General features: G+C 53.6%; 18 protein-coding genes. 13 read left to right on the plus strand and 5 right to left on the minus strand.

What is annotated here, in order from left to right; genetic code table 11:
- Positions 1-380: 380 nt before the first annotated feature.
- Both K0I63_RS05985 and K0I63_RS05990 read left to right on the plus strand, forming a co-directional pair.
- Complete coding sequence (locus tag K0I63_RS05985) at positions 381-3,926, plus strand: pilus assembly protein (RefSeq protein ID WP_258406947.1); 3,546 nt, start codon at positions 381-383, stop codon at positions 3,924-3,926.
- Between the two features lie 104 nt (positions 3,927-4,030).
- On the plus strand, positions 4,031-4,342 hold the full coding sequence (locus K0I63_RS05990; RefSeq protein WP_220082860.1) for a TapY2 family type IVa secretion system protein: 312 nt from the start codon (positions 4,031-4,033) through the stop codon (positions 4,340-4,342).
- Between the two features lie 109 nt (positions 4,343-4,451).
- Here K0I63_RS05990 and K0I63_RS05995 read toward each other — a convergent pair whose 3' ends face one another.
- The 3 genes from K0I63_RS05995 to ettA all read right to left on the minus strand — a co-directional run bounded on the left by K0I63_RS05995 (position 4,452) and on the right by ettA (position 8,996).
- On the minus strand, positions 4,452-5,582 hold the full coding sequence (locus tag K0I63_RS05995; RefSeq protein WP_220082861.1) for a PepSY-associated TM helix domain-containing protein: 1,131 nt from the start codon (positions 5,580-5,582) through the stop codon (positions 4,452-4,454).
- Positions 5,583-6,000: 418 nt separating this feature from the next.
- Positions 6,001-7,119: a metallophosphoesterase gene (locus tag K0I63_RS06000; protein WP_220083380.1), complete on the minus strand. Its 1,119-nt coding sequence runs from the start codon at positions 7,117-7,119 to the stop codon at positions 6,001-6,003.
- Between the two features lie 212 nt (positions 7,120-7,331).
- Positions 7,332-8,996 carry an energy-dependent translational throttle protein EttA gene (gene ettA, locus K0I63_RS06005; protein WP_011864985.1) on the minus strand — a complete coding sequence of 555 codons (1,665 nt, stop codon included), beginning with the start codon at positions 8,994-8,996 and terminating at the stop codon, positions 7,332-7,334.
- A 311-nt stretch (positions 8,997-9,307) separates the two neighbouring features.
- On the opposite strand from ettA, the gene K0I63_RS06010 reads away from it, so the two are divergent.
- From K0I63_RS06010 to K0I63_RS06060, 11 genes are all read left to right on the plus strand, one after another.
- Positions 9,308-10,933 (plus strand): DUF3943 domain-containing protein, encoded by a 1,626-nt coding sequence (locus tag K0I63_RS06010; RefSeq protein WP_220082862.1) that lies wholly within the window; start codon positions 9,308-9,310, stop codon positions 10,931-10,933.
- Between the two features lie 342 nt (positions 10,934-11,275).
- Positions 11,276-12,529 (plus strand): serine hydroxymethyltransferase, encoded by a 1,254-nt coding sequence (gene glyA / locus K0I63_RS06015; protein ID WP_011864987.1) that lies wholly within the window; start codon positions 11,276-11,278, stop codon positions 12,527-12,529.
- 124 nt (positions 12,530-12,653) lie between these two features.
- On the plus strand, positions 12,654-13,127 hold the full coding sequence (gene nrdR / locus K0I63_RS06020) for a transcriptional regulator NrdR (RefSeq protein WP_144203301.1): 474 nt from the start codon (positions 12,654-12,656) through the stop codon (positions 13,125-13,127).
- Positions 13,128-13,164: 37 nt separating this feature from the next.
- On the plus strand, positions 13,165-14,325 hold the full coding sequence (ribD, locus tag K0I63_RS06025) for a bifunctional diaminohydroxyphosphoribosylaminopyrimidine deaminase/5-amino-6-(5-phosphoribosylamino)uracil reductase RibD (RefSeq protein WP_220082863.1): 1,161 nt from the start codon (positions 13,165-13,167) through the stop codon (positions 14,323-14,325).
- A gap of 6 nt (positions 14,326-14,331) precedes the next feature.
- Entirely contained in the window at positions 14,332-14,997 is a 666-nt protein-coding gene (locus K0I63_RS06030; RefSeq protein ID WP_011864990.1) for a riboflavin synthase, read from the plus strand.
- 82 nt (positions 14,998-15,079) lie between these two features.
- Entirely contained in the window at positions 15,080-16,183 is a 1,104-nt protein-coding gene (ribBA, locus tag K0I63_RS06035; protein WP_144203305.1) for a bifunctional 3,4-dihydroxy-2-butanone-4-phosphate synthase/GTP cyclohydrolase II, read from the plus strand.
- Between the two features lie 123 nt (positions 16,184-16,306).
- Positions 16,307-16,783, plus strand: a complete 477-nt coding sequence (ribH, locus tag K0I63_RS06040; RefSeq protein WP_011864992.1) for a 6,7-dimethyl-8-ribityllumazine synthase — start codon at positions 16,307-16,309, stop codon at positions 16,781-16,783.
- Between the two features lie 14 nt (positions 16,784-16,797).
- Positions 16,798-17,202: a transcription antitermination factor NusB gene (gene nusB, locus K0I63_RS06045; RefSeq protein WP_011864993.1), complete on the plus strand. Its 405-nt coding sequence runs from the start codon at positions 16,798-16,800 to the stop codon at positions 17,200-17,202.
- 131 nt (positions 17,203-17,333) lie between these two features.
- Entirely contained in the window at positions 17,334-18,290 is a 957-nt protein-coding gene (gene thiL / locus K0I63_RS06050; RefSeq protein WP_220082864.1) for a thiamine-phosphate kinase, read from the plus strand.
- 2 nt (positions 18,291-18,292) lie between these two features.
- Positions 18,293-18,787 (plus strand): phosphatidylglycerophosphatase A family protein, encoded by a 495-nt coding sequence (locus K0I63_RS06055; RefSeq protein ID WP_220082865.1) that lies wholly within the window; start codon positions 18,293-18,295, stop codon positions 18,785-18,787.
- 208 nt (positions 18,788-18,995) lie between these two features.
- Positions 18,996-19,433 carry a GFA family protein gene (locus tag K0I63_RS06060; RefSeq protein WP_220082866.1) on the plus strand — a complete coding sequence of 146 codons (438 nt, stop codon included), beginning with the start codon at positions 18,996-18,998 and terminating at the stop codon, positions 19,431-19,433.
- Between the two features lie 90 nt (positions 19,434-19,523).
- On the opposite strand, the gene K0I63_RS06065 is transcribed toward K0I63_RS06060, so the two are convergent.
- Both K0I63_RS06065 and recN read right to left on the minus strand, forming a co-directional pair.
- Positions 19,524-20,729 (minus strand): hypothetical protein, encoded by a 1,206-nt coding sequence (locus K0I63_RS06065; protein WP_220082867.1) that lies wholly within the window; start codon positions 20,727-20,729, stop codon positions 19,524-19,526.
- A 211-nt stretch (positions 20,730-20,940) separates the two neighbouring features.
- A complete protein-coding gene (recN, locus tag K0I63_RS06070; RefSeq protein WP_220082868.1) occupies positions 20,941-22,602 on the minus strand; it encodes a DNA repair protein RecN in 1,662 nt (553 codons plus the stop codon).
- Positions 22,603-22,694: the final 92 nt, after the last annotated feature.

The raw sequence follows: 22,694 nt of genomic DNA on the forward strand, positions 1-22,694 counted from the left end.
TTTGTTTATTAAACTGGTCATGCCAGTGTCAATAAAATAGCACTCCTGTTGGCTAAGTTCCCTATTCATTCAAAATTCGATGTTCCTCCTGTTTGCATGATTCAATTTGGTTAAAAATGTTGCATTTTGTATCAATGGCGTGTTAAATCCGCTTTCTATCGCACTTTTGTCTCATCTTGTATTGCCAAATTCATGCTTCCGGCTAGTTTTCTCTTGTCTGAAAGTCTGTCTTTGGTTGATAGCCTTTGTCATCTAGGATTGAGAGTTGAGCCGTAAGAGTGAGGTAGGGGGTCATTTAAAAAATTAAAAGAATTTGAAGTAGTAGGTTTAGTGAAATGGATATTTTGCGCGCTGGTCAGTCTGCTCTGGCAAATATCATAATGCAGCGAAAGGGAGGGCTTGTGAAAAGCTTTGTTGCTCTGTTGACTGCTATCATGAGTCTTCTCTCGGCTTCTTCGTGGGCCGACGATACCGAGTTATATGTCTATGAGGCGAGTGCCCGTACTGGGGCCAGGCCACAGATCCTGATCATCTTCGATAACTCAGGCAGTATGGGCACCACAGTCTATGATGTGGATGTGCCTTATAAGTCAGGGGCTGGTGGTAGTTCCAGTGTTAATAATGGCCAGCAAGGGATGCTCTATTATGTTAAGGGTGATCAGGGTAAGAATAAGTTGCCCAATCCCGATGATCCTAACGAGCGCCGTAAATTTTCCGCGTCCATTAACGGCTGCGAGAGCTCTTGGGAGTTGCTCAACGACTATGGCATCTTTACCGGTTTCTTTCGCAAGTATACCTTTAGCGGTGCCAACGGTGCCTGGCGTGAGTTTGGCGACAATAACGGCCTGAATGCCAAGGCGGTGGATTGCTATGAAGACATTCAAGATGGCAAGTATCTCAACGCCAGTGGATTGATTAAAGGGTTGCCGATCGATAGTCAAGGCTCGCTCACCACGCCAATCATATATACCCCAGCCAGCGAGGGTTCTGATGAGAGTGTCAAGGAGAGAGCCAAAGAGTTGTCGCAGCTCACAGGCTTTGGTACCGGGCGGGTGCTGACTGTGTATACCGAGGATTACCTTCGTTGGTATCACAGTAAGAAGGCAACGAAAAATATGACTCGAATGGATTTGGCCAAAAATGCAATAAAAAACGTTATCTTAACCACGCCAGGAGTGGATTTCGGCCTGGCGATTTTTAACATGAATGGCCCGGACGATACATTATTGAATGGCCGTAACGGTGGCCGTATTATCAAGGCGATTAAGACCCTATCGAGCGCAGAAAAAAAGACTCTGTTAGACGGTGTTAAGAAAATCGCGTATGGCTGGAATACCCCCCTGTGTGAAACCCTCTACGAGGCATATCTCTACTTCGCCGGAAAGCCTATGCTCTTTGGCAATCAAGATAAAAACTACCAATGGTGGTATGACGTCAATGACAACCCTAGCTTTGACTCCGATGCGCTCAAAGAGAACACGAATATCTATCAAAGTCCTTTCAAGAAGTGCCAGAACAATGCTTATATTGTCTATATTACAGATGGTGAACCGACCCTAGACAGTGCTGCTGACGGATATGTAAAGCCGTTGACCAGAGGTGTCGACAAGCACAGCACCAGTTACATGAGCGCGCTGTCGAGTTGGATGTATCGCAAAGATGTCAACCTTGACGTGGATGGCGAACAGCATGTGATCACCCACACCATTGGCTTCAGTGAGGGCGCGAAAAAGGCCGAAGATCTGCTGAAGAAGGTGGCGAGCAAGGGGGGCGGAAGCTATTTCGATGCCACCGACGCGACTAAACTGCAGGGCTCGATTCAACAGGCGGTGAATGAGGTGTTGGCCAACAGCGCCAGCTTTACCTCGCCTTCTGTGGCCAGCAACAACTTTAATCGTACCCAGACCTTTAACTATGCCTATTACTCCATGTTCCTGCCGGACAGAGGTCCGCGTTGGACGGGGAATATTAAGAAGTTCAGAGTCGACTCCGAAGGCGAGGTGCTCGACGCCGAGGGGAATCTGGCGATCGGTAAAGACGGTAATATTAAAGATAGCGCTTGCTCCTATTGGACGCCCAAGAAGCTTTGCGGCGATGGCAACGATGTGCGCAAGGGCGGTGTTTTGTCGGCCATGCAGAGCGCAGATAGCCGAACCCTCTACAGTAATCTGGTGGGCGGCATGGACAAGCTCAGTCTATCGGCGGCGGCCAGTAAGGCTGGTGGTAAGGATGACCTCGCCAATTTCATGGGGGTGGATAAGAGTCAGCTCAAGGAACTCTTCGACTGGGCCAAAGGACTGGATGTGGACAACGAGAAGAATCAGTCTAGCATTGCCAACCCTACCAAGAATTGGCGCAGCGACATCATGGGCGATGCCCTGCACTCTAAGCCTCTGGCATTGAACTTCGGCAGTAAGTCCAGCCCGGATATACGTATCCTGGTTGGCACCAACCATGGTTTCATGCATATGTTCAAGGATGACGCCACTGCCAATGAGGTTAGCGAGAGCTGGGCCTTCATGCCTTATGAACTGCTGCCAAATATTCAGACCCTGAGAAACAATGTGCCGACGGGCGTGCACTCAGTCTATGGTGTCGATGGGTCACCAGTGGCCTATGTGAAAAATGGCGCCTCAGGCATAGAAAAAGCCTGGCTCTATTTTGGCATGCGCCGTGGTGGTGGTAGTTACTATGCCCTGGATATCAGCAATCCTGATTCGCCAAGCTTCAAGTGGCGTATCGATGCGAGCTCTCCGGGCCTGAGTGAGCTGGGACAATCCTGGTCGACGCCGGTAGTGACCACGATTCGTAGCGCCAGCGGCACGGATAAGCCCGTGCTCATCTTCGGTGCCGGTTACTCGCCAGCAGGTAAGGATAGCAAGAGTGTAGGAACCAAGGACAATAAGGGACGCGGCGTGTTTATCGTCGATGCCGATACCGGCAAACTTATCCATCAGTTTGGCGCCGGTGGCGGTACTGCATTGCCAGGGGTACAGGACAGCATTCCCAGCGGTGTGGCGGTACTCGATGCCGACGGAGATGGCAATACCGACCGTATCTATGCAGTCGATACTGGCGGTAGCGTCTGGCGCATGGATATGCCAAAAGCGGATAAGGCCAGCTGGTCTGCCTTTAAGTTTGCCGATCTGGGTGGAAAGTCGCTGCCACAGAATCGTCGCTTCTACTCGGCCCCTGCTGTGGCGCAGACCTTGATTAATAACGTCTCTGTGGTTGATCATACGGTCAATGGCAAGACCACAAAGGTGACCACGAGTCAGAATGTGCCTTACGATGCCGTGGTGGTGGGCAGTGGCCACAGGGCGGCGCCGTCGGATACTTCCCGAGAGGATATCCTCTTCGTTCTGCAAGACAGAAACGTGGTGTCTCAGACCTTTGGCGGTACAGGCAGGCCTAAGGCGCCAGCGGCTTTGACTATCGGCGATCTCTATGAAAATACCAAGTCAGCAGCGGAGATCACGCCCGATAAGTTGGCTATCGGTAAGAAACTGGGTTGGTATTTCAAATTTCCCGAGGATGGTGAGAAGAACCTGTCACCGGCGACCATTATCAAGGGTAAGGTGTTGTTCACAACTTTCGTTCCAGGAAATTCCAAGAATACTAATCAGTGTTTGAGCTCAGGTAAGGGATATTTAAGAAGCTTTAATCTTCAATATGGTACCAGTACCTACACCTCAACTAAGCTCGAAGCGGGTAACTTGGTATTAGACACTCCTCAGTTGGTGATCCCTGCCGACAATAAGGGGGGGCAAGGAAAGGATGGTGATGCCTACATGTATCTGATCGGCATAGGTAACGCCGCCGAGAAGATGGAGAAGGTTGCACCCGATGACGATTGTCCTGCCGGGGATAACCGCTGCATAGGTGGTCGTCTGCGAGCCAAAAAGCTCTACTACTATAGCGAGTAGTTGATGCCGTTGGTGAGTAAGGGATGCAGTTCGAGTAGGTGATGCTGTTCGAGCAAGAGATGCCGAGGCGCGAGATGATAAAGAGAATGATTGAGAGAATTAGCGTGAATAAATTAACTTTGCTGGCGTTAGTTGCTGGTTGTGCAATGGCCGGGCCGCTTAAGGCCGAGCCTAGAGAAGACTACAAGTGTTTCATCGACACCAATAAGGGGCAGGTGCTGGTGCGTTTCTCCTGGCAGCCCAGCAAGGCGCCACAATATAAAAAGCAGCTCGTTGGTAGTCAGCTGCCCGCGTTGCCGCACACGGACGGCAAGCCAATGACGGTGAAGCGCGTCTATGAGTGTGCCAAGAAAGAAGAGGCGTTTAGTACCAGTCAGGGCCGTATGTTAGAGCACAATTGGCCCATGGAAGGTTAGTTGCCACTAAGAGTGTCATCATGAGTGTCATCCATAGTGCCAATGAGAGCGCCATCGAGGCGTCATAAAAAAGCCGGGTTATTACCCGGCTTTTTACATCTATCAATAATCAGGCCTTGGCCAAGCTTTCTTTAACGTCTCGTTTGCTAGGACTCTCGATAGTCTGTTTTGCGCGGCGCCGTGTTTGCGGTTTACGCCGCGCCCGCCACATCAGGTAACCGGAAAGGGCCATCAGGCTAGGCAAGAAGCCCACCACACACCAGATGATTTTGCTGACCAGTCCGCCGAAGTTGCCGTAATGCAGGGGACGAAAACTATCGACAAATTGATAAAGCGCGCCGGCCTTGGTGGCATCGACACTGGCGCTGAGCTGACCGGATTTATCATCGAAACTGACGATAGAGCCATAGTCGCTGCGAAGCGCGCCGCGATCTTGGGCGGCGCCAAAAAGGTGGATGCCGGCATAGCTTTTGTCGGGGAAGCGCACGTAGTGGGTCTGAAAGCCTGGGATCACCTGAGTCGCCTGTGTCAGCAGTGCATCCATATCCAGCTGCTTGTTGTAGTAACTCTGGGTGATGATTAGGGTCTTGGGGTCGGGCTCGTGCCATTCCTCGATGATGTGCTCTATGTTCCACCAGGCACCGGTGAAACCCAGGATCAGGAACAGTGGCGCGCCTATAATCCCCAGCATCTTGTGACTATCGCTGAGAAACAGGCGCAGGCTCTTGCCCCATCTAAGGGTGAAGAAGGTTCGCCAAAACTGACGGTGTAGTATAAATCCAGATAAGGACAGCAAGATCAGCAAGATAGATACTAATGCGGTAACCGCTAGTCCCAGATGATCTGCAAGCAGGGTGTAGTGCAGCTCCAGCAGCCAGTCCAGCAGGTAGTGACTCAGGCCGACAGGTTGGCTCAGTAGGCTGCCTTGGCTTGGGTCGACAAACAGGAGCTGCCAGTCATAGGTGCCTTGCTTGGCGACATAGAGCTTGTCTGCCTCGCCGGCGTGAGTCGCAAACTGCCAGCCAAGAATTTCATGTTGCGGCAACGCCTCGTCTGCCGACCTCAGTAGCTCAGTGAAACTCAGGCGGGTCTCGCTGGCGGCGAGCACCTTTTCGGGCATCAATAGGTGTTCGAGCTCGCTCTTAAACACCAACACACTGCCGGTCAGGGCGATGATAAATAGCGGTAGGGCGGCGAAGAGTCCGAGCCAGCCATGCCATTTCCATAGGAGACGACGCATTAGATTATTACCTTTCGTTATGGCGCCATTGCCATGCTCCACGCTGTGTGAGCGGCAGGGCAGAAGAATAAAAATCGCAGCTTAACACTAATGAGAATTAATTTCATTCTCAACTTGTAGCATATGGAAATGGGTCACACTTTGGCTAAAAACAGTTGGCTAAAAACAGTTGGCTAAAAACAGTTGGTGAAAGCATCTGGTGAAAGGTGAAAGAAGTGACTGCGGAATAGTTAGAAATGGAAGGATGCCAAGGTGTGAGGCTATCGAGTTAAGTCTATGTTTTTAGGCTCTTTTTTAGGCGCCGCTTTCAGAGGTTGTGTCGAGATTGCTGAAAGGCAAGAGCCTAGCCAAGTCCCTGCATGGCTAAATTAAGAAGTTGCCTAGCTAGTCGATTAGTCGCCTAGCTAGGCGGCGGATGTCATAGCGGTGTTTGACTGCCGTCATACTGACCGCGGATCAGCCGGTCTTTCTCTATGAGGAGCAGTTCACCAGACAGGCCTTTTTTGATGCTGCTGTCGATGGCGATAACCCGGTTGTCGAACAGGCCTAGTACCCGAGTCTGTGAGGTATGGCCCACAACGATGCGCTTGACCTTGAAGTAGTCCAGGATGTTGGCCAGCTCCTGGGTATCGAAGTCGGGCTTAAAGTAGCCTCGATACCAGGTGGGGCCGTTGCCGAAGAAGAGAAAGTTGAGAAGCTCATCTTGCTTCAGCTCGGCCTTACTCTTGTCGATATTTTCCCGGTAGAGGCTGTTGGCCCTAGCCAGTGTCAGGCCGCGGTCGACCCACTCCTGACTGATGCCGCCATGGAGGAAGAGGGCGTCGTTGATCTTAACGATAGTGTGCTTGCTTCTGAGCCATTGGCCGAGTTCGCTGTCTTGACCGTAGAGCGCCTCATAGCTGCGATTAAGCAGCTTACTGGCGGTCTGGTACTTGTCGTTGACGTAGCGTAGATCGCCGCGCATCACCATCTGTTCGTGGTTGCCCATCAAGAGGTGCAGCTGGCCGCCGGCGGCCTTGGCCTGCTTATCGAGTTTGTACATGAACCAGAGCACCTCGTTAACCTGAGGGCCGCGGTCGAACATATCGCCCGTCATTACCATATGACCCCTGCCGAAGGCCCAGTTGTTATTCTGGTCGATGATCTTATGGCGGCGCAGCAGCTGCCGCAGCACCTCATATTGACCATGAACGTCGCTGAGCGCCACTATCTTATCCACCCCTTGATAGCTGTCTGCCAGCACCTCTTTAGCCTGCGGATTCAGGCTGGGCTCGGGAAGTTTGCCGCAATGTTCTGGGCGGCTCAGCTGTCCCTGGTTGACGCGGGTCTGTTTATGCTGGCCTTCGCAGATCCAATCGGCTATCTCGGCCTTGGGGTTGAGAAATAGATAGGGGCCGTCACTCATGCCTGAATGAGTACTGGCTTGAGTCACTGCCTTAGTCTCTTGCTGAGTTTGCGCCTGAACGGCTAAAGGTTGTAGGGGCAGTAGACCGGCCAGGCATAAGCTGGCCGCCTTTAGCGCTGAGTCGAGTGGCATTAGCCAGAGTGATCTATTCAAGACAAATCCTTTTATTATTCTGATGTTGTTGGCGGATAGGCGTTCAATCCTAGCACGCTTTTGTTTCCATGTTTGACCCTTTTAACGAGGGAGCTGGTTTTGGGAAGATATGATAAAAAAACGGAGGCTACTGCCTCCGTTTGTATGTGCTTTGCGCTACTGAAATTGCTCGAGAGTGCGAGGTGCGCGCGTTAGCTCATGCGCTTGTACTTGAGACGGTGCGGCTCAATCACATCCGTACCCAGAGTCTCTTTCAGCCAGGTCGAGTATTCTGTGTAGTTACCCTCGTAGAAGTTCACCTGACCCTCGTCGCGGTAATCCAGGATGTGGGTGGCGATTCTGTCGAGGAACCAACGGTCATGCGAGATCACCATGGCACAGCCAGGGAATTCAAGCAGGGCTTCTTCCAGGGCGCGCAGGGTTTCGACGTCGAGATCGTTGGTGGGCTCATCGAGGAGCAGCACGTTACCGCCTGCCTGGAGCAGCTTGGCAAGGTGCACACGGTTGCGCTCACCACCGGACAGGGTGCCGATGATCTTTTGCTGATCGCCGCCGCGGAAGTTGAAGCGGCCCACGTAGGCGCGGCTCGGGATCTCAGTGTTGTTGATACGCATGATATCTTGACCGCCGGAGATCTCCTCCCATACGGTCGCCTTGTCGTTCATGGCATCACGGAACTGCTCCACCGAGGCGATCTGAACCGTATCACCCACTTCGATACTGCCGCTGTCTGGCTGTTCGGCGCCGCTGATCATCTTAAACAGGGTCGACTTACCGGCACCGTTAGCACCGATAATACCGACGATGGCGCCTTTAGGTACGCTGAAGCTCAGGTTGTCGATCAGCACGCGGTCGCCATAGGACTTGGTCAGGTTGTTCACCTCGATCACCTTGTCACCCAGGCGTGGCCCTGGCGGAATAAACAGTTCGTTGGTCTCGTTACGTTTCTGGTAGTCGTTGGTGTTCAGCTCTTCGAAACGTGCCATACGGGCCTTGCCCTTTGACTGACGGCCCTTGGCACCTTGACGAACCCACTCGAGTTCCTTGGCGATGGTCTTCTGACGGGCACTTTCGGCAGCCGATTCCTGCTTCAGACGGGCCTCTTTCTGCTCTAGCCAAGAAGAGTAGTTGCCTTCCCATGGGATACCCTCGCCACGGTCGAGTTCTAAGATCCAACCGGCGGCGTTGTCGAGGAAGTATCTATCGTGGGTAATGGCCACAACGGTACCCGTGTATTCTTGCAGGAAGCGCTCTAACCAGGCGACAGACTCGGCGTCTAAGTGGTTGGTCGGTTCGTCCAGCAGCAGCATGTCTGGCTTTTCAAGCAGCAGGCGACAGATGGCCACACGGCGACGCTCACCCCCTGATAATACCTCAATCTTTTCGTCCCAGTCCGGCAGACGCAGGGCGTTGGCGGCGCGCTCGAGAATGTTGTCCAGGTTGTGGGCATCCTGGGCCTGGATGATGGCTTCCAGCTCACCCTGTTCCTTGGCAAGGGCGTCGAAATCGGCATCTGGTTCAGCGTATAGGGCGTAAACCTCATCGAGACGGGTTAGGGCGTTCTTGGCCTCACTTACCGCTTCTTCGATCGCTTCGCGCACTGTCTGCTGAGGATCTAGTTTAGGCTCCTGGGGCAGGTAACCTATCTTAAGATCCTGCATCGGACGCGCCTCACCCTCGATCTCGGTATCGATACCGGCCATGATGCGCAGCAGGGTGGACTTACCCGAACCGTTAAGACCTAATACGCCAATCTTGGCGCCGGGGAAAAAGCTTAAGGAAATATCTTTGAGGATCTGCTTCTTCGGCGGGACTATCTTGCCCACGCGTAGCATGCTGTATACAAACTGAGCCATAAAAAAGTTTACTCACTGACGAAACAATGGGGGCAATTCTACTGTAATCGCCTTAGAACTTAAATCGGATTTTCGGTCCCTTTTCGCTGGCCTCGCCGCCATGTTCTATGATGAGAAGTTTTTGTTTTGTGACATCTTGTAAAAATTGTTAACATCCTGAGCCGCTCAAGGGGGCACAGCTAAATGCTAGGCGCCATGAATTGGGCGGATGAACACAGTTTCTGATAAAGAGCATCGATTAAAAGCTTTGACCCTAAGGGTTGAAGAAAGAACACAAGAATAAGAATAACGATAAAGATAAGGGATTGATCTTGAAAGCCACATCACCTGTTATTGCCGCCTCCCTGTTAGGTGGTGCCAGCCTGTTATTGCCACTTACCGCCCATGCCGAGCCAGCACAGGCCTATCCTGTTCAAAAAGCGCCAGCTCAAGGCCAATTGGCGTATGCCTTAGCCTCTGCGTCTCAAGTGCAGCGGCCAGCGGATAAGCCGGCGCAGATAGCGCCGGTAGAGGCCATAGACTTGCCGCTAGCGCCCAGCGAGAAGGATTGGTGGGGCGCGACACTGGAACTCTCAACCGTGCTGGTGCTTGGCGAGCTGCTGTACAAGACGGGCTCAGAGGCCATGGAAGATGATTTCGATTATGAGATCGACGGCAATGCGGCGGAGTTTTTCTATGACAGGTTGACTACGGGGGCCTCCTGGAAGTATGACGATAACGATATCGGCATGAATTGGGGCCACGCCTACGCCGGCGCCCTCTATTATCAGGCGTTTCGTAACCATGGCTTCAACTACTACGAGTCGACCCTGGGCACCTTTGCCGCCTCCACTATCTGGGAGGTGTTTGCCGAGTATAAGGAAGTGGTGAGTATCAACGATCAGATAGTCACCACCTGGGGCGGCGCCGTGCTGGGGGAGAGCCTGTTTCAGTTTTCCGAGATGCTGGCCGCCAAAGAGGGCTGGTTGCCAACCGGCCTGAGTTATCTGTTTAACCCCTCGCGCACGCTGCGGGGCTGGTTTGGTTACCCGAGTCCCAACCGATTCGATCGTAGCCAGACCCAAGACAGCTTCTCCGTCTATACCGGCGTGCGCTACGCCAGCAAAGACAAGGCGGAAGTTAGCAGCACCATGGCGATGCTGGGGATGCGGGCGGCCATCGACAGTCGCGAAGGGAAATATGACACCCTCAGCGGCACCCCCAGCCGGGTGGAGATGATGATGGAGACCGCGGTCTCCCAGGAAGGTGTGGAGGAGTGGCAGATGGCCACCCAACTGCTGCTGGCAAGCTATGGCCGCAAGCATAAAGGCGGCGGGCTCGCCAGTGACTGGTCCCATAGTTTCTATGTCGGTCCGTCGACCGGCATGGAATACACCAGCCTGGGGCTGGAGCTGGATGAAGACTTCTACGCCGTGGTCAACCTGCTGGGCCTGTCGATGGGGGCCAACTGGTCCAATCAAGATATCAGCATCGATCTGCGCGGCGATCTTTTTGGTGACTTTGCCATGGTGAAACCTTTCGCCACCAAAGATTATCTCTCCCAGGGACGGCATTTTTGGGGCACCAAGTCTGTGCTCTGGGAGGGGGAATATGGCTATGCCTGGGGCCACACCTTTAACCTGTCACTGGAGGCCAGCTATCGTAATCTCTTACTAGGCATGAAGCTTAAGTCCCAGCGCTGGAGCTCTATCGACGACAAAGAGAACGAGCGCGCCCCCCAGTGGAACCCTAACAACAGCGATCTGGACTTCGACGATGCCAGAGACAGATATGAGATCTATCTCAGCTATGGTATCAGTAAGGATCTGACTCTAAGCCTACACCACGAGCGGATCGACCGCAGCGGTGAGATCCATGGCATAGACAATCCGGGGATCTACAGCCGCCTCGATGACAGCGAGCAGCGCAGCTGGCTGCAACTCGAATACGACTACTGAGTACCATGACTGATCACGATTGCTGATTACCATTACTGATTACGATTGCTGATTACCATTACTAATGCAAAATGACGGCCCAGAGCCGTCATTTTTGTTGGGTAATTAAAACAGTGTTTTCGTTCAAAAGGCTGTAAACCAGCCATTTTGTCCCTTGCAAAAAAGGAGTCTTGGCAAATCAGGCCACCTTAACCCCACTTTTGTCCTAAGGTGCATTTTGATGAACATTTCTCAGCCTGAATCGCAACTAATTTCATGTCGCAAATGCTGGGATTGTGATCGAATGCACTGTAGAATACCGCGCAACCCTACCTTATAAGACTTTCACAGCTGGAGTGACCAATGCTGAAAAAAGAGATGAACATCGCTGACTTTGATCCGCAACTGTTTCAAGCGATCCAGGAAGAGACTCGTCGTCAAGAAGAGCACATCGAGCTAATCGCCTCGGAGAACTACACCTCTCCTCGCGTGATGGAGGCTCAAGGTTCTCAGCTGACTAACAAGTACGCCGAAGGCTATCCTGGCAAGCGTTACTACGGTGGTTGTGAACATGTCGACATCGTTGAGAACCTGGCCATCGAACGCGCCAAGGAACTTTTCGGTGCGACCTATGCTAACGTTCAGCCTCACTCCGGCTCACAGGCTAACAGCGCAGTCTACATGGCGCTACTGCAACCAGGCGATACCGTCCTGGGTATGAACCTGGCTCACGGCGGTCACCTGACGCACGGCTCTCCAGTAAACTTCTCTGGTAAGCTGTACAACATAGTTCCTTACGGCATCGACGAGTCTGGCAAGATCGACTATGACGAGATGGAGCGTCTGGCTGTAGAGCACAAGCCTAAGATGATGATCGGTGGTTTCTCTGCCTATTCTGGTATCGTCGACTGGGCGCGCATGCGTGAAATCGCCGACAAGATTGGCGCTTACCTGTTTGTCGATATGGCGCACGTTGCAGGCCTTATCGCTGCCGGTGTCTATCCAAACCCTGTGCCACACGCACACGTGGTGACTTCTACTACTCACAAGACCCTAGCCGGTCCTCGCGGCGGTATCATCCTGTCTGCGGCGAATGACGAAGACCTGTACAAGAAGCTGAACTCTGCGGTATTCCCAGGTGGTCAGGGCGGCCCATTGATGCACGTTATCGCCGGTAAGGCGGTGGCCTTCAAGGAAGCGCTGTCTCCTGAGTTCAAGGAATATCAACAGCAGGTAGTGGTTAACGCTAAGGCGATGGCTAACACCTTCATTGAGCGCGGTTTCGATGTGGTTTCTGGCGGCACCGAAAACCACCTGTTCCTGCTGGATCTGATAGCTAAAGATATCACAGGTAAAGATGCCGATGCGGCGCTGGGCCGTGCCAACATCACGGTAAACAAGAACTCAGTACCTAACGACCCACGTTCACCTTTCGTGACCTCGGGCCTGCGTATCGGTTCGCCAGCCATCACACGTCGTGGCTTCAAAGAAGCCGAAGCTGTTGAGCTGACCAACTGGATCTGTGATGTGTTAGATGACATCAACAACGAAGCCACTATCGAGCGCGTGAAGAACCAGGTGCTTGAATTGTGCGCTAAGTTCCCTGTTTACGGTTAACCTTAAGGGGTAAATCGGGTAAACTCCGATGGCCGCTACTGATTTAATATTGGTAGCGGCCATTTTTGTATCTATTTCAAGGGAAAGCTCCCCAAGATACCGATTAGCATTTGCTGGAGGCTCAATGCATTGTCCGTTTTGCAGCGCAACCGACACTAAGGTGATCGATTCTCGTCTGGTGGCCGATGGTCATCAGGTACGTCGTCGCCGCGAGTGTCTGCTTTGCCACGAGAGATTTACCACCTTCGAAGGCGCCGAGCTGGTGATGCCGCGTGTGGTTAAACAAGATGGTAGCCGCCAACCCTTCGACGAAGACAAGCTGCGCGGCGGCATGCTGAGGGCGGTAGAGAAACGCCCCGTATCGATGGACCAAATAGAGCAGGCGCTAAGCAAGATAAAATCGACCCTGAGAGCCACGGGTGAACGCGAAGTGACCTCTAAGATGATAGGTAACCTGATGATGGATCACCTGGTTAATCTCGACAAGGTGGCCTATATCCGTTTCGCCTCGGTTTACCGCGCCTTCGAAGATGTCTCCGAGTTCGGCGAGGCGATTGCCAAGTTGCAAAACGATAAGAGCAAGGCGGGTAAGTCGTAATCGATGCGTATCGGGCTTCCCCAATTATTCTCAAGAGATGGCGATGAGCATGGCCTGGTCCAAATTTGATTCCCAGATGATGGCGCGCGCCATTAAGTTGGCCCGCAAGGGGCAATACACCACCAGTCCCAACCCTAATGTCGGCTGTGTATTAGTCCAAGGGGATACCCTGGTGGGTGAAGGATTTCATATCGCCGCCGGCGGCCCTCACGCCGAGGTGCATGCCCTGCGCATGGCGGGCGATAAGGCCAAAGGCGCCACCGCATACGTGACCCTGGAGCCCTGTAGCCACTATGGCCGCACGCCGCCCTGCGCCGAGGCGCTGATCAAGGCAGAGGTGGCCCGCGTGGTGGTGGCGGTCACCGACCCTAATCCTCAGGTGTCTGGCCGTGGCATCAAGATGCTCCAAGATGCGGGGATTGAAGTTGAAGTGGGTCTGCACCAGGAAGAGGCCGCAGCCCTCAACCCTGGCTTCATGAAGCGGATGCGCAGCGGCCTGCCTTGGGTCGGTATTAAGCTGGCTGCGAGCTTGGATGGTAAGACGGCGCTCTCTAACGGCGTCTCTAAGTGGATCACAGGGCCAGAGGCGCGCCGTGACGTGCAGCGTATGCGCGCACGTTTCGATGCCGTCGTGACCGGCATAGAGACGGTGCTGGCCGACGATCCTAGCCTGAATGTACGTCATCAGGAGCTAGGCAGCCTGGCCGGGCAGTTAACCGAGGCCGACATTCGTCAGCCACTTCGCGTGGTACTCGACTCCCGTGCGCGCCTAAGTGCCAAGGCAAAACTATTTGAGACACAATCCCCCGTGTTGCTGGTGAGCTGTCAGCCCTATCCCGTGGCCGTGGCGAGCGCCTGGCCTGAGCATGTGAGTCAATTGCAACTGCCGAGCGACAATGGACAAGTGCCGCTAAAGGCGCTGCTGGAACATCTGGGATCTCAGCTTAACAGCGTGATGGTGGAGGCCGGGGCGACCCTGGCCGGCGCCTTCATGGCACAGGGGCTGGCGGACGAGCTGGTGCTGTATCAGGCACCGAAAATCTTAGGCGGCCATGGCCGTAACCTGCTGGCACTGCCGGACTATACTGAGATGGCACAGCTGCCCGCGCTCAAGCTTTGCGACGAGCGTGCGATCGGGGCCGACAGACGCCTCACCTTTCAATTGAGTCACAATCATTTACCGAGCGATAAAGAGTAGTTAGTCATGTTTACTGGGATCATCGAGGCTGTTGGCAGCCTGAGAAAAATTGAGCGTCGCGGCGATGATATTCGCTTGACGGTGGCTAGCGGCAAGCTGGATTTAAGTGACGTTAAACTCGGTGACAGTATCGCCACCAATGGCGTGTGTCTGACCGTAGTCGAGCAGATGGCCGACGGCTATGTGGCGGACATCTCAGCCGAAACCGTGGCCCTTACCGGCTTTGCCCATTATCAGGTGGGGCAGAAGGTCAACCTGGAAAAGGCGGTGACGCCGACGACCCGCCTCGGCGGTCATATGGTGAGCGGTCATGTCGACGGTGTGGCCAGCGTGGATGACAGACAGTATCGCGGCAAGGCGATCGAATTTTGGCTGACGCCCCCCAAGGGGCTGGCGCGCTATATCGCCCACAAAGGCTCTATCACCATAGATGGTGTCAGCCTGACGGTGAACGAGGTGGACGGCGAGCGTTTTCGTCTGACCATAGTGCCCCATACCGCCAGCGAAACCACGCTTATCGATTTGAAGGCGGGCGACAGGGTCAATATCGAGGTGGATCTCATCGCCCGGCACCTGGAGCGCCTACTGAGTTTTCAGGCGGCAGAGGAAAATCCAGCCAAAGGCTCAGAGGTCACCATGGATCTGTTAGCTCGCTCCGGCTTTTTAAGATAGACGCTGGCAATCCCAGCCAATAGCAGATTAAATAACTCTTACTATAAGAATATTTCAAGCTCTAATAAATCAAGGTCTAACAATGGCACTACACAGCATAGAAGCGATTATCGAAGATATCCGTCTGGGTAAGATGGTTATCTTGATGGATGACGAAGACAGAGAGAATGAAGGCGACCTGATCATGGCCGCTAACCTGGTGACGCCCGAGGCGATCAACTTCATGGCCACCTATGGCCGTGGCCTCATCTGTCAGACCATGACCAAGGCGCGCTGCGAGCAGCTCAACCTGCCGCTGATGGTGAGCAACAACAATGCCCAGTTCTCCACCAACTTTACCGTGTCTATCGAGGCGGCCGAAGGGGTGACCACAGGCATCTCTGCCTATGACAGAGCCGTTACCGTGCAGGCCGCCGTGGCCCGTGACGCTAAGCCGTCGGATATTGTGCAGCCAGGCCATATCTTCCCATTGATGGCCCAAGAGGGCGGGGTGCTTATCCGCGCCGGTCATACCGAGGCGGGTTGTGACCTGGCCCGTCTGGCTGGCCATGAGCCGTCGGCGGTGATTGTTGAGATCCTTAACGAAGATGGCACCATGGCGCGTCGTCCAGATCTTGAGGTGTTTGCCGAGAAGCATGGCCTCAAAATAGGCACCATCGCCGATCTTATCGAATACCGTAACACCAAGGAAACGACCGTGGTGCGTGAGGCCAAGTGCAAGCTGCCGACCCGTTTCGGCGAGTTCGACATGATCACCTACCGCGACACCATAGATAACCAATTGCATTATGTTCTGGTGAAGGGGGAAGTTCAGCCTAACGCTCTAGTGCGCGTGCATCTGCAAAACACCTTCAACGATCTGTTGCACTCTGAGCGCGACGAGAAGCGTAGCTGGCCGCTGGAAAAAGCCATGGCGCGTATCGCCGATGAAGGCGGCGTCTTGGTAGTGTTGGGTCATCAGCAGAGCAACGAAGAGTTGGTGGCCAAGGTGAAGGCTTTCGAGGCGGAAGACAAGGGCGAAGTCGGTGCGCCGGCGCAGTGGCAAGGCACCTCACGTCAAGTGGGTGTGGGCTCGCAGATCCTGGCCGATGTGGGCGTGACCAGCATGCGTCTGCTCAGCTCGCCTAAGCGTTATCATTCGCTGTCTGGTTTCGGTTTAGAAGTGACTGAATATATTGCAGAATAAGCTAGTCTGCTTGTAATTCATCGAATTGAGTTAAATTGCATGGGGATCAACGCGGTGGGCTGTGGTATTATACCGCCTCTTTTTTCCCGTGCCGGGTTTGTTAAGCTAATTTAGGTAAGATAAATGAACGTAGTTCAAGGTAATATCGAGTCGAAAAACGCCAAAGTGGCCATAGTGGTTTCACGTTTTAACAGCTTCGTGGTTGAAAGTCTGCTAGAAGGCGCGGTGGATACATTGAAGCGCTTCGGTCAGGTCGCCGACGACAACATTACCGTTGTCCGCGTACCGGGTGCCGTAGAGCTGCCGCTGGCAGCCCGTCGTGTGGCGGCAAGTGGTAAATTTGACGGCATCATAGCGCTGGGCGCCGTGATCCGTGGTGGTACGCCACACTTTGATTTTGTTGCAGGCGAGTGTAACAAGGGGCTGGCTCAAATAGCGCTTGAGTTCGACCTTCCTGTGTCATTCGGTGTATTGACCACAGATACCATTGAACAAGCTATCGAGCGTTCTGGTACTAAGGCGGGTAACAAGGGCGGCGAAGCGGCACTTGGTCTGCTAGAGATGGTCAATGTTCTGCAAGAACTAGAACAGCAGTTGTAAGATTAGGAACCAAGATGAAACCTTCAGAGCGCCGTAAAGCCCGTCGTCTAGCGGTACAAGCTATCTATTCATGGCAGCTAAGCGGCAATAATGTTGCCGACGTGGAGCATGAATTTCTCACCGAGCAGAAGATCGATGGCGTCGACGTTAGCTATTTCCGTGAATTGCTATCTGGCACCACGACCAAGTCGGCTCAGTTGGATGAGTTGATTATGCCTCACCTCGAGCGCCCGTTCGATGAGGTTTCGCCTATCGAGAAGGCGGTGCTGCGCATCGCGACCTACGAGCTGACCTTCCGTAAGGATGTGCCTTACAAGGTAGCTATCAACGAGGCTATCGAGCTGGCCAAGGCCTTCGGGGCCGAAGATGGTCACAAGTTCGTTAACGGCATTCTCGACAAGATAGTCGCTAAAAAGTGATACAATTAACGGCGTCCCAGGATGCCGTTTTTTATATTCAGGTTTAGCCTCGACGTCGCCTTCGTTCGCTCGATGTTGCCTTCGCTAAAAAGTGTGCTAGCTGATTAACCCTTACTATGGTTCTTAAGACTGTGAAAGAGTTTAAATTAATCGATCATTTCTTTGCTAACCTTGGCCAGACTCGCCGCGATGTGCACCTGGGGATCGGCGACGACTGCGCCCTGGTCCAGCCCGCCGAGAACAAGGTGATTGCCATCTCCTGCGACACCCTGGTTGAAAATGTACACTTCTACGCCGACATGCCGGCCAAGGCCCTGGGTTACAAGGCGCTGGCGGTTAACCTGTCGGATCTCGCCGCCATGGGCGCAGAGCCCGCCTGGATGACGCTTGCCCTTACCCTACCTGAGGTGGATGAGGCCTGGCTGGAGGAATTTAGTCAGGGGCTGAATGAGGCTGCGCAGTACTACGGCGTTGCCCTGGTGGGCGGCGATACTACCCGCGGCCCCAAGTCGATCACCATCACCATCAATGGCCAAGTGCCAGAGGGCAAGGCCCATACAAGGGGCGGCGCCAAGAATGGCGACTGGATCTATGTGACCGGCTCCCTCGGCGATTCGGCCGTGGGCTTGGCGATTCTGGGCGATAAGCTCAATATCGACGGGGAGGCGAGGGAATATTTTATTCAGCGCCACTACTTCCCCACCCCAAGAGTGCTTGCGGGTCAGTCGCTTAGAGGATTGGCCTCGAGCGCCATCGATCTCTCCGATGGCTTTGTCTCGGATATCGGTCATATCCTCAAGCGCTCGGCGGTCGGCGCCGTGGTGGATGTGGATCGTCTGCCCCTGTCGGCGCAGATGCGTGAATCTTTGGCTGAGACCGAGGCGCTGGGTTATGCCCTAACGGGTGGTGAAGATTACGAGCTGCTGTTTACCGTCCCCGAGGCCCAACGTGGCGCGCTGGAGACGGCCCTGGCCCATGCTGGGGTCAGTTTTACACAGGTTGGTCAGATCGCCACCGGTGATAAGCTACGTCTCATCAAGGATGGCGAGCCCTACACACCGTCTCAATTTGGTTTCGAGCACTTTTAAACATGCAGTTATGGTCCACCGATCCGGTTCTTAAAAAGCTTTCTCTGGTAAACCCTGTTCATTTCCTGGCCCTGGGCTTTGGCTCAGGCCTCGCCGCTAAGGCGCCTGGCACCTTCGGCACCCTGGCGGCAATTCCGCTTTATCTACTCATGGCTGGATTGCCCCTAAGCTGGTATCTGGGGCTGACGCTCCTTAGCGTGCTTGCCGGTTTCTATATCTGCGACAAAGCCTCTAAGGATATGGGGGTGCACGACCATGGCGCCATCGTCTGGGACGAGGTGGCGGGCCTGCTTATTACCCTGATCGCCGCCCCCGCAGGTTGGCTCTGGTTGGCGGTTGGCTTCGGGCTCTTTCGCTTCTTCGATATCCTCAAACCCTGGCCCATCAAGGTGCTGGATGCCAAGGTGCATGGTGGTATCGGCATCATGATTGATGACGTGCTCGCCGGCGTGTTTGCGTTTTTGTGCCTGCAGGGAATTGTCTATTTGGTAGGATAGCGATTGGCTTGTCCAATTGTCACTAAGTTCAAATTGAGTTCAAGTTAAGTTCAATTTAGTTCAAATTAGGTCCCGAGTGTCGAAGGCCACAGCGTCAAGACAGTCGGGATTTTTGTTTTTAGCACAGCAGCAAAAAATTGATTTGTTGCTGTGCTGACTGCATGCTCAGTTTAACTTTTAGTTGCTTTCAGGCAAGAGGAGACAGGTTATGGATGATGAGAGCCTTAACCAAAACAAATCGGACGTTGAGTTTAGTGGTAGTTGTCTTTGTGGTGGCGTGGCCTTTAGCTTAGTGGGTCGTTTCGATGCTTTCTATTTGTGTCACTGTAACCGCTGTCAGAAGGGCACCGGCTCGCTGCATGGGGCCAACCTGTTTTCCAATCATTTGGCCCTTGACTGGCGGCGTGGCGAGGCCTTGCTGCAAACCTTTGACGTACCGAACAGTCGTCATCGGCGTTGTTTCTGTAAGGTGTGCGGCTCGCCTATGCCTTATCGGCTGGAGGCGTTAAATCTGGTTGTGGTGCCTGCAGGCTGTCTGGATGTCGAGGTGCCCATTGCGCCAACGGCAAAGCTATTTATGGCAGAGCGGGCGAATTGGGGGAAGGAGCTCTCATCTGTGCCCGGTTTCGAACGTCTACCGGAATAGCATTTTAGCGCTGAAATTTTTGGCGTTAGACATCCCCTGAAGCCGGTCAGGGGATGAGCTGTGATGAAGGAAAAAGAAACTGTAGGCTTGTTATTCTGGTGAGCTCTCCCTAGGTTTTTCTTCATTAACTTCAGTCACCATCCCTGCCGAGATAGCAGGAGTCGTTAAGCGGGTAACAAGCTCGGCGCGCAGCGATTCCACCTTGTTAGCCGTTGCCTGGTAACTCTCGAAAGAGGAGATGCCAGAGCAGAGGATAAATTTCCCCATGGGATTGTAGGCGTACTCTTGCAGGGTCGATAGCGAGAGATCGTTAGGGCACTGCTTGATGCTTGCCTTGCCGGTTAAGATATCTGCATAACGGTTAGCGGTATCCTGTTGCTTTAACAGGGGCATGAGCAGGGTTTCGATAACCTTAGTGGTAAAATCGGCCTTTTCATCCGCCTCAAAAGTTTGTGTCATCTTAGTTAGGAAGTGCCACTCGCCTCGTTTGGCTCGATCAAGGGCTAGCACGTCTCCTGGAATAGGTGCCAGCCAGAGGCTAGGTAAGCTAGTATCTTCACCCTCTGTGCGCATTTGACTGACGAGCAGCTCACCCAGCTTCATGTGTTGTTTGAGCGCCGAGATGGCGAGGAATTTATTACCCAGCATGTTGATCCGCATCGCGGCCTGCTGCCAGAACTGCATATCTTTGTCTATGGCGGTGATGAGGGAGGCTGAATCCGTTCCATTGATGTAGGCATCGACAAGAAACAGCTGCTGTGCGGCGATCAGATGTTGCATAGGTAGCAGATCGCTATACATGTTGAAGCGGGTATCATCCTGCCATTGACCGAGGGAGAGCAGGGTGCGATAGCGCTCAATTAGCCAGGCATAGTCATCAAGTGTGGCCTTAAGGGGCTCTGGCTCGGCGAATAGGGCAGCACACTCGTCGAGATAGCCTTCTTGTTTGAGGCAAGTGGGAATAGCCCATTCGGGGCGCTTGAATTTTTCATGTGCCGTCTGTGATGGCCTTTGCATAGCCTCCAGTTGTCTGAGCACCTGATAGCGTTCAAGTCCGACCGCCATGGGGTCATCATCTTCCGGCGCATCGAAACCCATGGCATAAAGATAAGGGTTGTTTTCAAGGTGCTGACTCAAGGCGGCCTCTTCGGCATTCACCTGCTCAAGAAAGGCGCTGGCCTGCGCTGATGGCGCGCTATCTTGTAGATTGATCAGCAGCAAGATGAGATAGCCGCCGACGGGAATGAATAGCAGGGTAAATAAAATCCATTTCAGGGCACGAAAAAAGTGTCGCATTTCAAATCCTTGTGGCTTTTAACTTCTTTTAACTTAGTGTCGACGGCAAAGGCCTCAGTTTATCAGAGTCTCTTAGCGGTGCAACAGCGTTACATTAGATGAGCAATAGGCGCGTCTCAGAGGTGCTTATGAAATGAAAAGCGCGGCTAAAATATTGCCGCGCTTTGTTTGCTAACCTGCCTAATGATCGCCAATTTTTGATCTATCTGGCTTAGCTCTGCAGTAACTCCTTGGCGTTGGCCAGAGTGTTGTTGGTGATGACATCGCCACCAAGCAGGCGAGCCAGCTCTTCGATACGCTGTCCCTTATCAAGCGGCACCATCGAGGTCTCGGTTTGTCCTGCCTTGCTCTGCTTGTTAACGAACATATGTTGATGACCATTGCCGGCGACCTGGGGTAGGTGGGTCACACACAGCACCTGGGTGGACTCGCCCAGCGCGCGCAGCATCTTGCCCACCACGGCGGCGGTCGGGCCTGAGATCCCCACGTCGACCTCGTCGAAGATGAGGGTCGGGGTGGCGACCTTCTTGGCGGTGATCACCTGGATGCCCAGACCGATACGCGACAGTTCGCCGCCCGAAGCTACCTTAGCGATGGGTTGCAGCGGCTGACCCGGGTTGGTGGTGACCTGAAACTCTACCGTATCGCAGCCGTTGGGCGACATCATCTCGGGGTTGAACTGCACATCGATGATAAATTTGCCCTTGGGCATGCTGAGTTCATGGATAGAGCGGGTAACCTGCTTGTCCAGCTCCTTGGCGTAACGCTGACGGCTCTGGCTGAGCTTCTGGGCATGGGCGATGAAGCTCTCGCGGCAGCTCTCGAGCTGCTGGGCTATCTCATCGAGCTTCTCCTCATCCGAGTCCAGCTCACTCAGCTCCTGGCTCAGCGCCTGGTGATGCTGATAGAGATCTTTGGCGTTCACATGGTGCTTACGTGCCAGCATCATGATCTTCGACAGGCGCTGCTCCAGGGCGGCAAAATGATCCGGGTCCAGCTCCAACTTATCTAGGTAGCGTTGCAGCTCACTGCTGCTCTCCTGTACCTGGATCAGGGCATCGTTAAGCATGGCACCCACCCCTTTAAGTTCAGGATCGTAACCTTCGAGCTCCTGGGCCTGATCCAGACTCATGTTGAGCAGCGATTCTATGGCGCCCTCTTCATTATCCTGTAGCAGGTAGAGGGTGCGCTGGCAGGCCTGGATCAGCGCCGTGCCGTTGGCCAGCTTCTTATGCTCGGCCTCTATCTCATCGAACTCTTCTTCGCCTAGGGCGAATTCGTCCAACTCTTCGACCTGATATTGCAGCAGCTGCTTGCGGGCGATGCGCTCATGTTGCGACTGTTGCAGCTGGCTCAGCTCCTTTTGGATCAGCTTGAAGCGCTGGTAGCTGGCGCTGCAGGCCTCGAGCAGCATCTTGTGGTTGGCATAGCTGTCGAGCAGAGTAAGTTGATGCTCACTCTTTAACATGGCGTGGTGGGCATGTTGGCCGTGAATGCCGATAAGCAGCTGGCCCAGGGCGCGCATCTGGTTGAGGGGCACAGGGTTGCCGTTGATGTAGGCGCGTGAGCGACCGTCGCTGCCTATGGTGCGGCGCAGGATACATTCGTCGTCTAGCTCAAGGTCATTGTCTTCTAACCAACGTTTGGCCAGCGGGATATCGTTGAGGGCGAAGCGGGCACTGACTTCGGCCTTACTGGCGCCCGGTCTGACGGTATTGGCGTCGGCGCGATTGCCCAGACATAAGCCTAAGGCATCGATGGCAATCGATTTCCCCGCGCCGGTTTCGCCTGTAATGCTGGTCATCCCAGACTTAAAGTCGAGTTCTAAAAAGCGGACAATGGCAAAGTTATTGATGCTGAGCTGACAAAGCATGATGACATCCTTTTACAAAGTACTGTATTCATGCACAGTATATACTGAATTTTTATACAGTAAATACCTGTGTGCTTTTTACCCATGAAAAT

This window comes from Shewanella rhizosphaerae, assembly GCF_019457655.1.
GTDB classification, from domain to species: Bacteria; Pseudomonadota; Gammaproteobacteria; order Enterobacterales; family Shewanellaceae; genus Shewanella; species Shewanella loihica.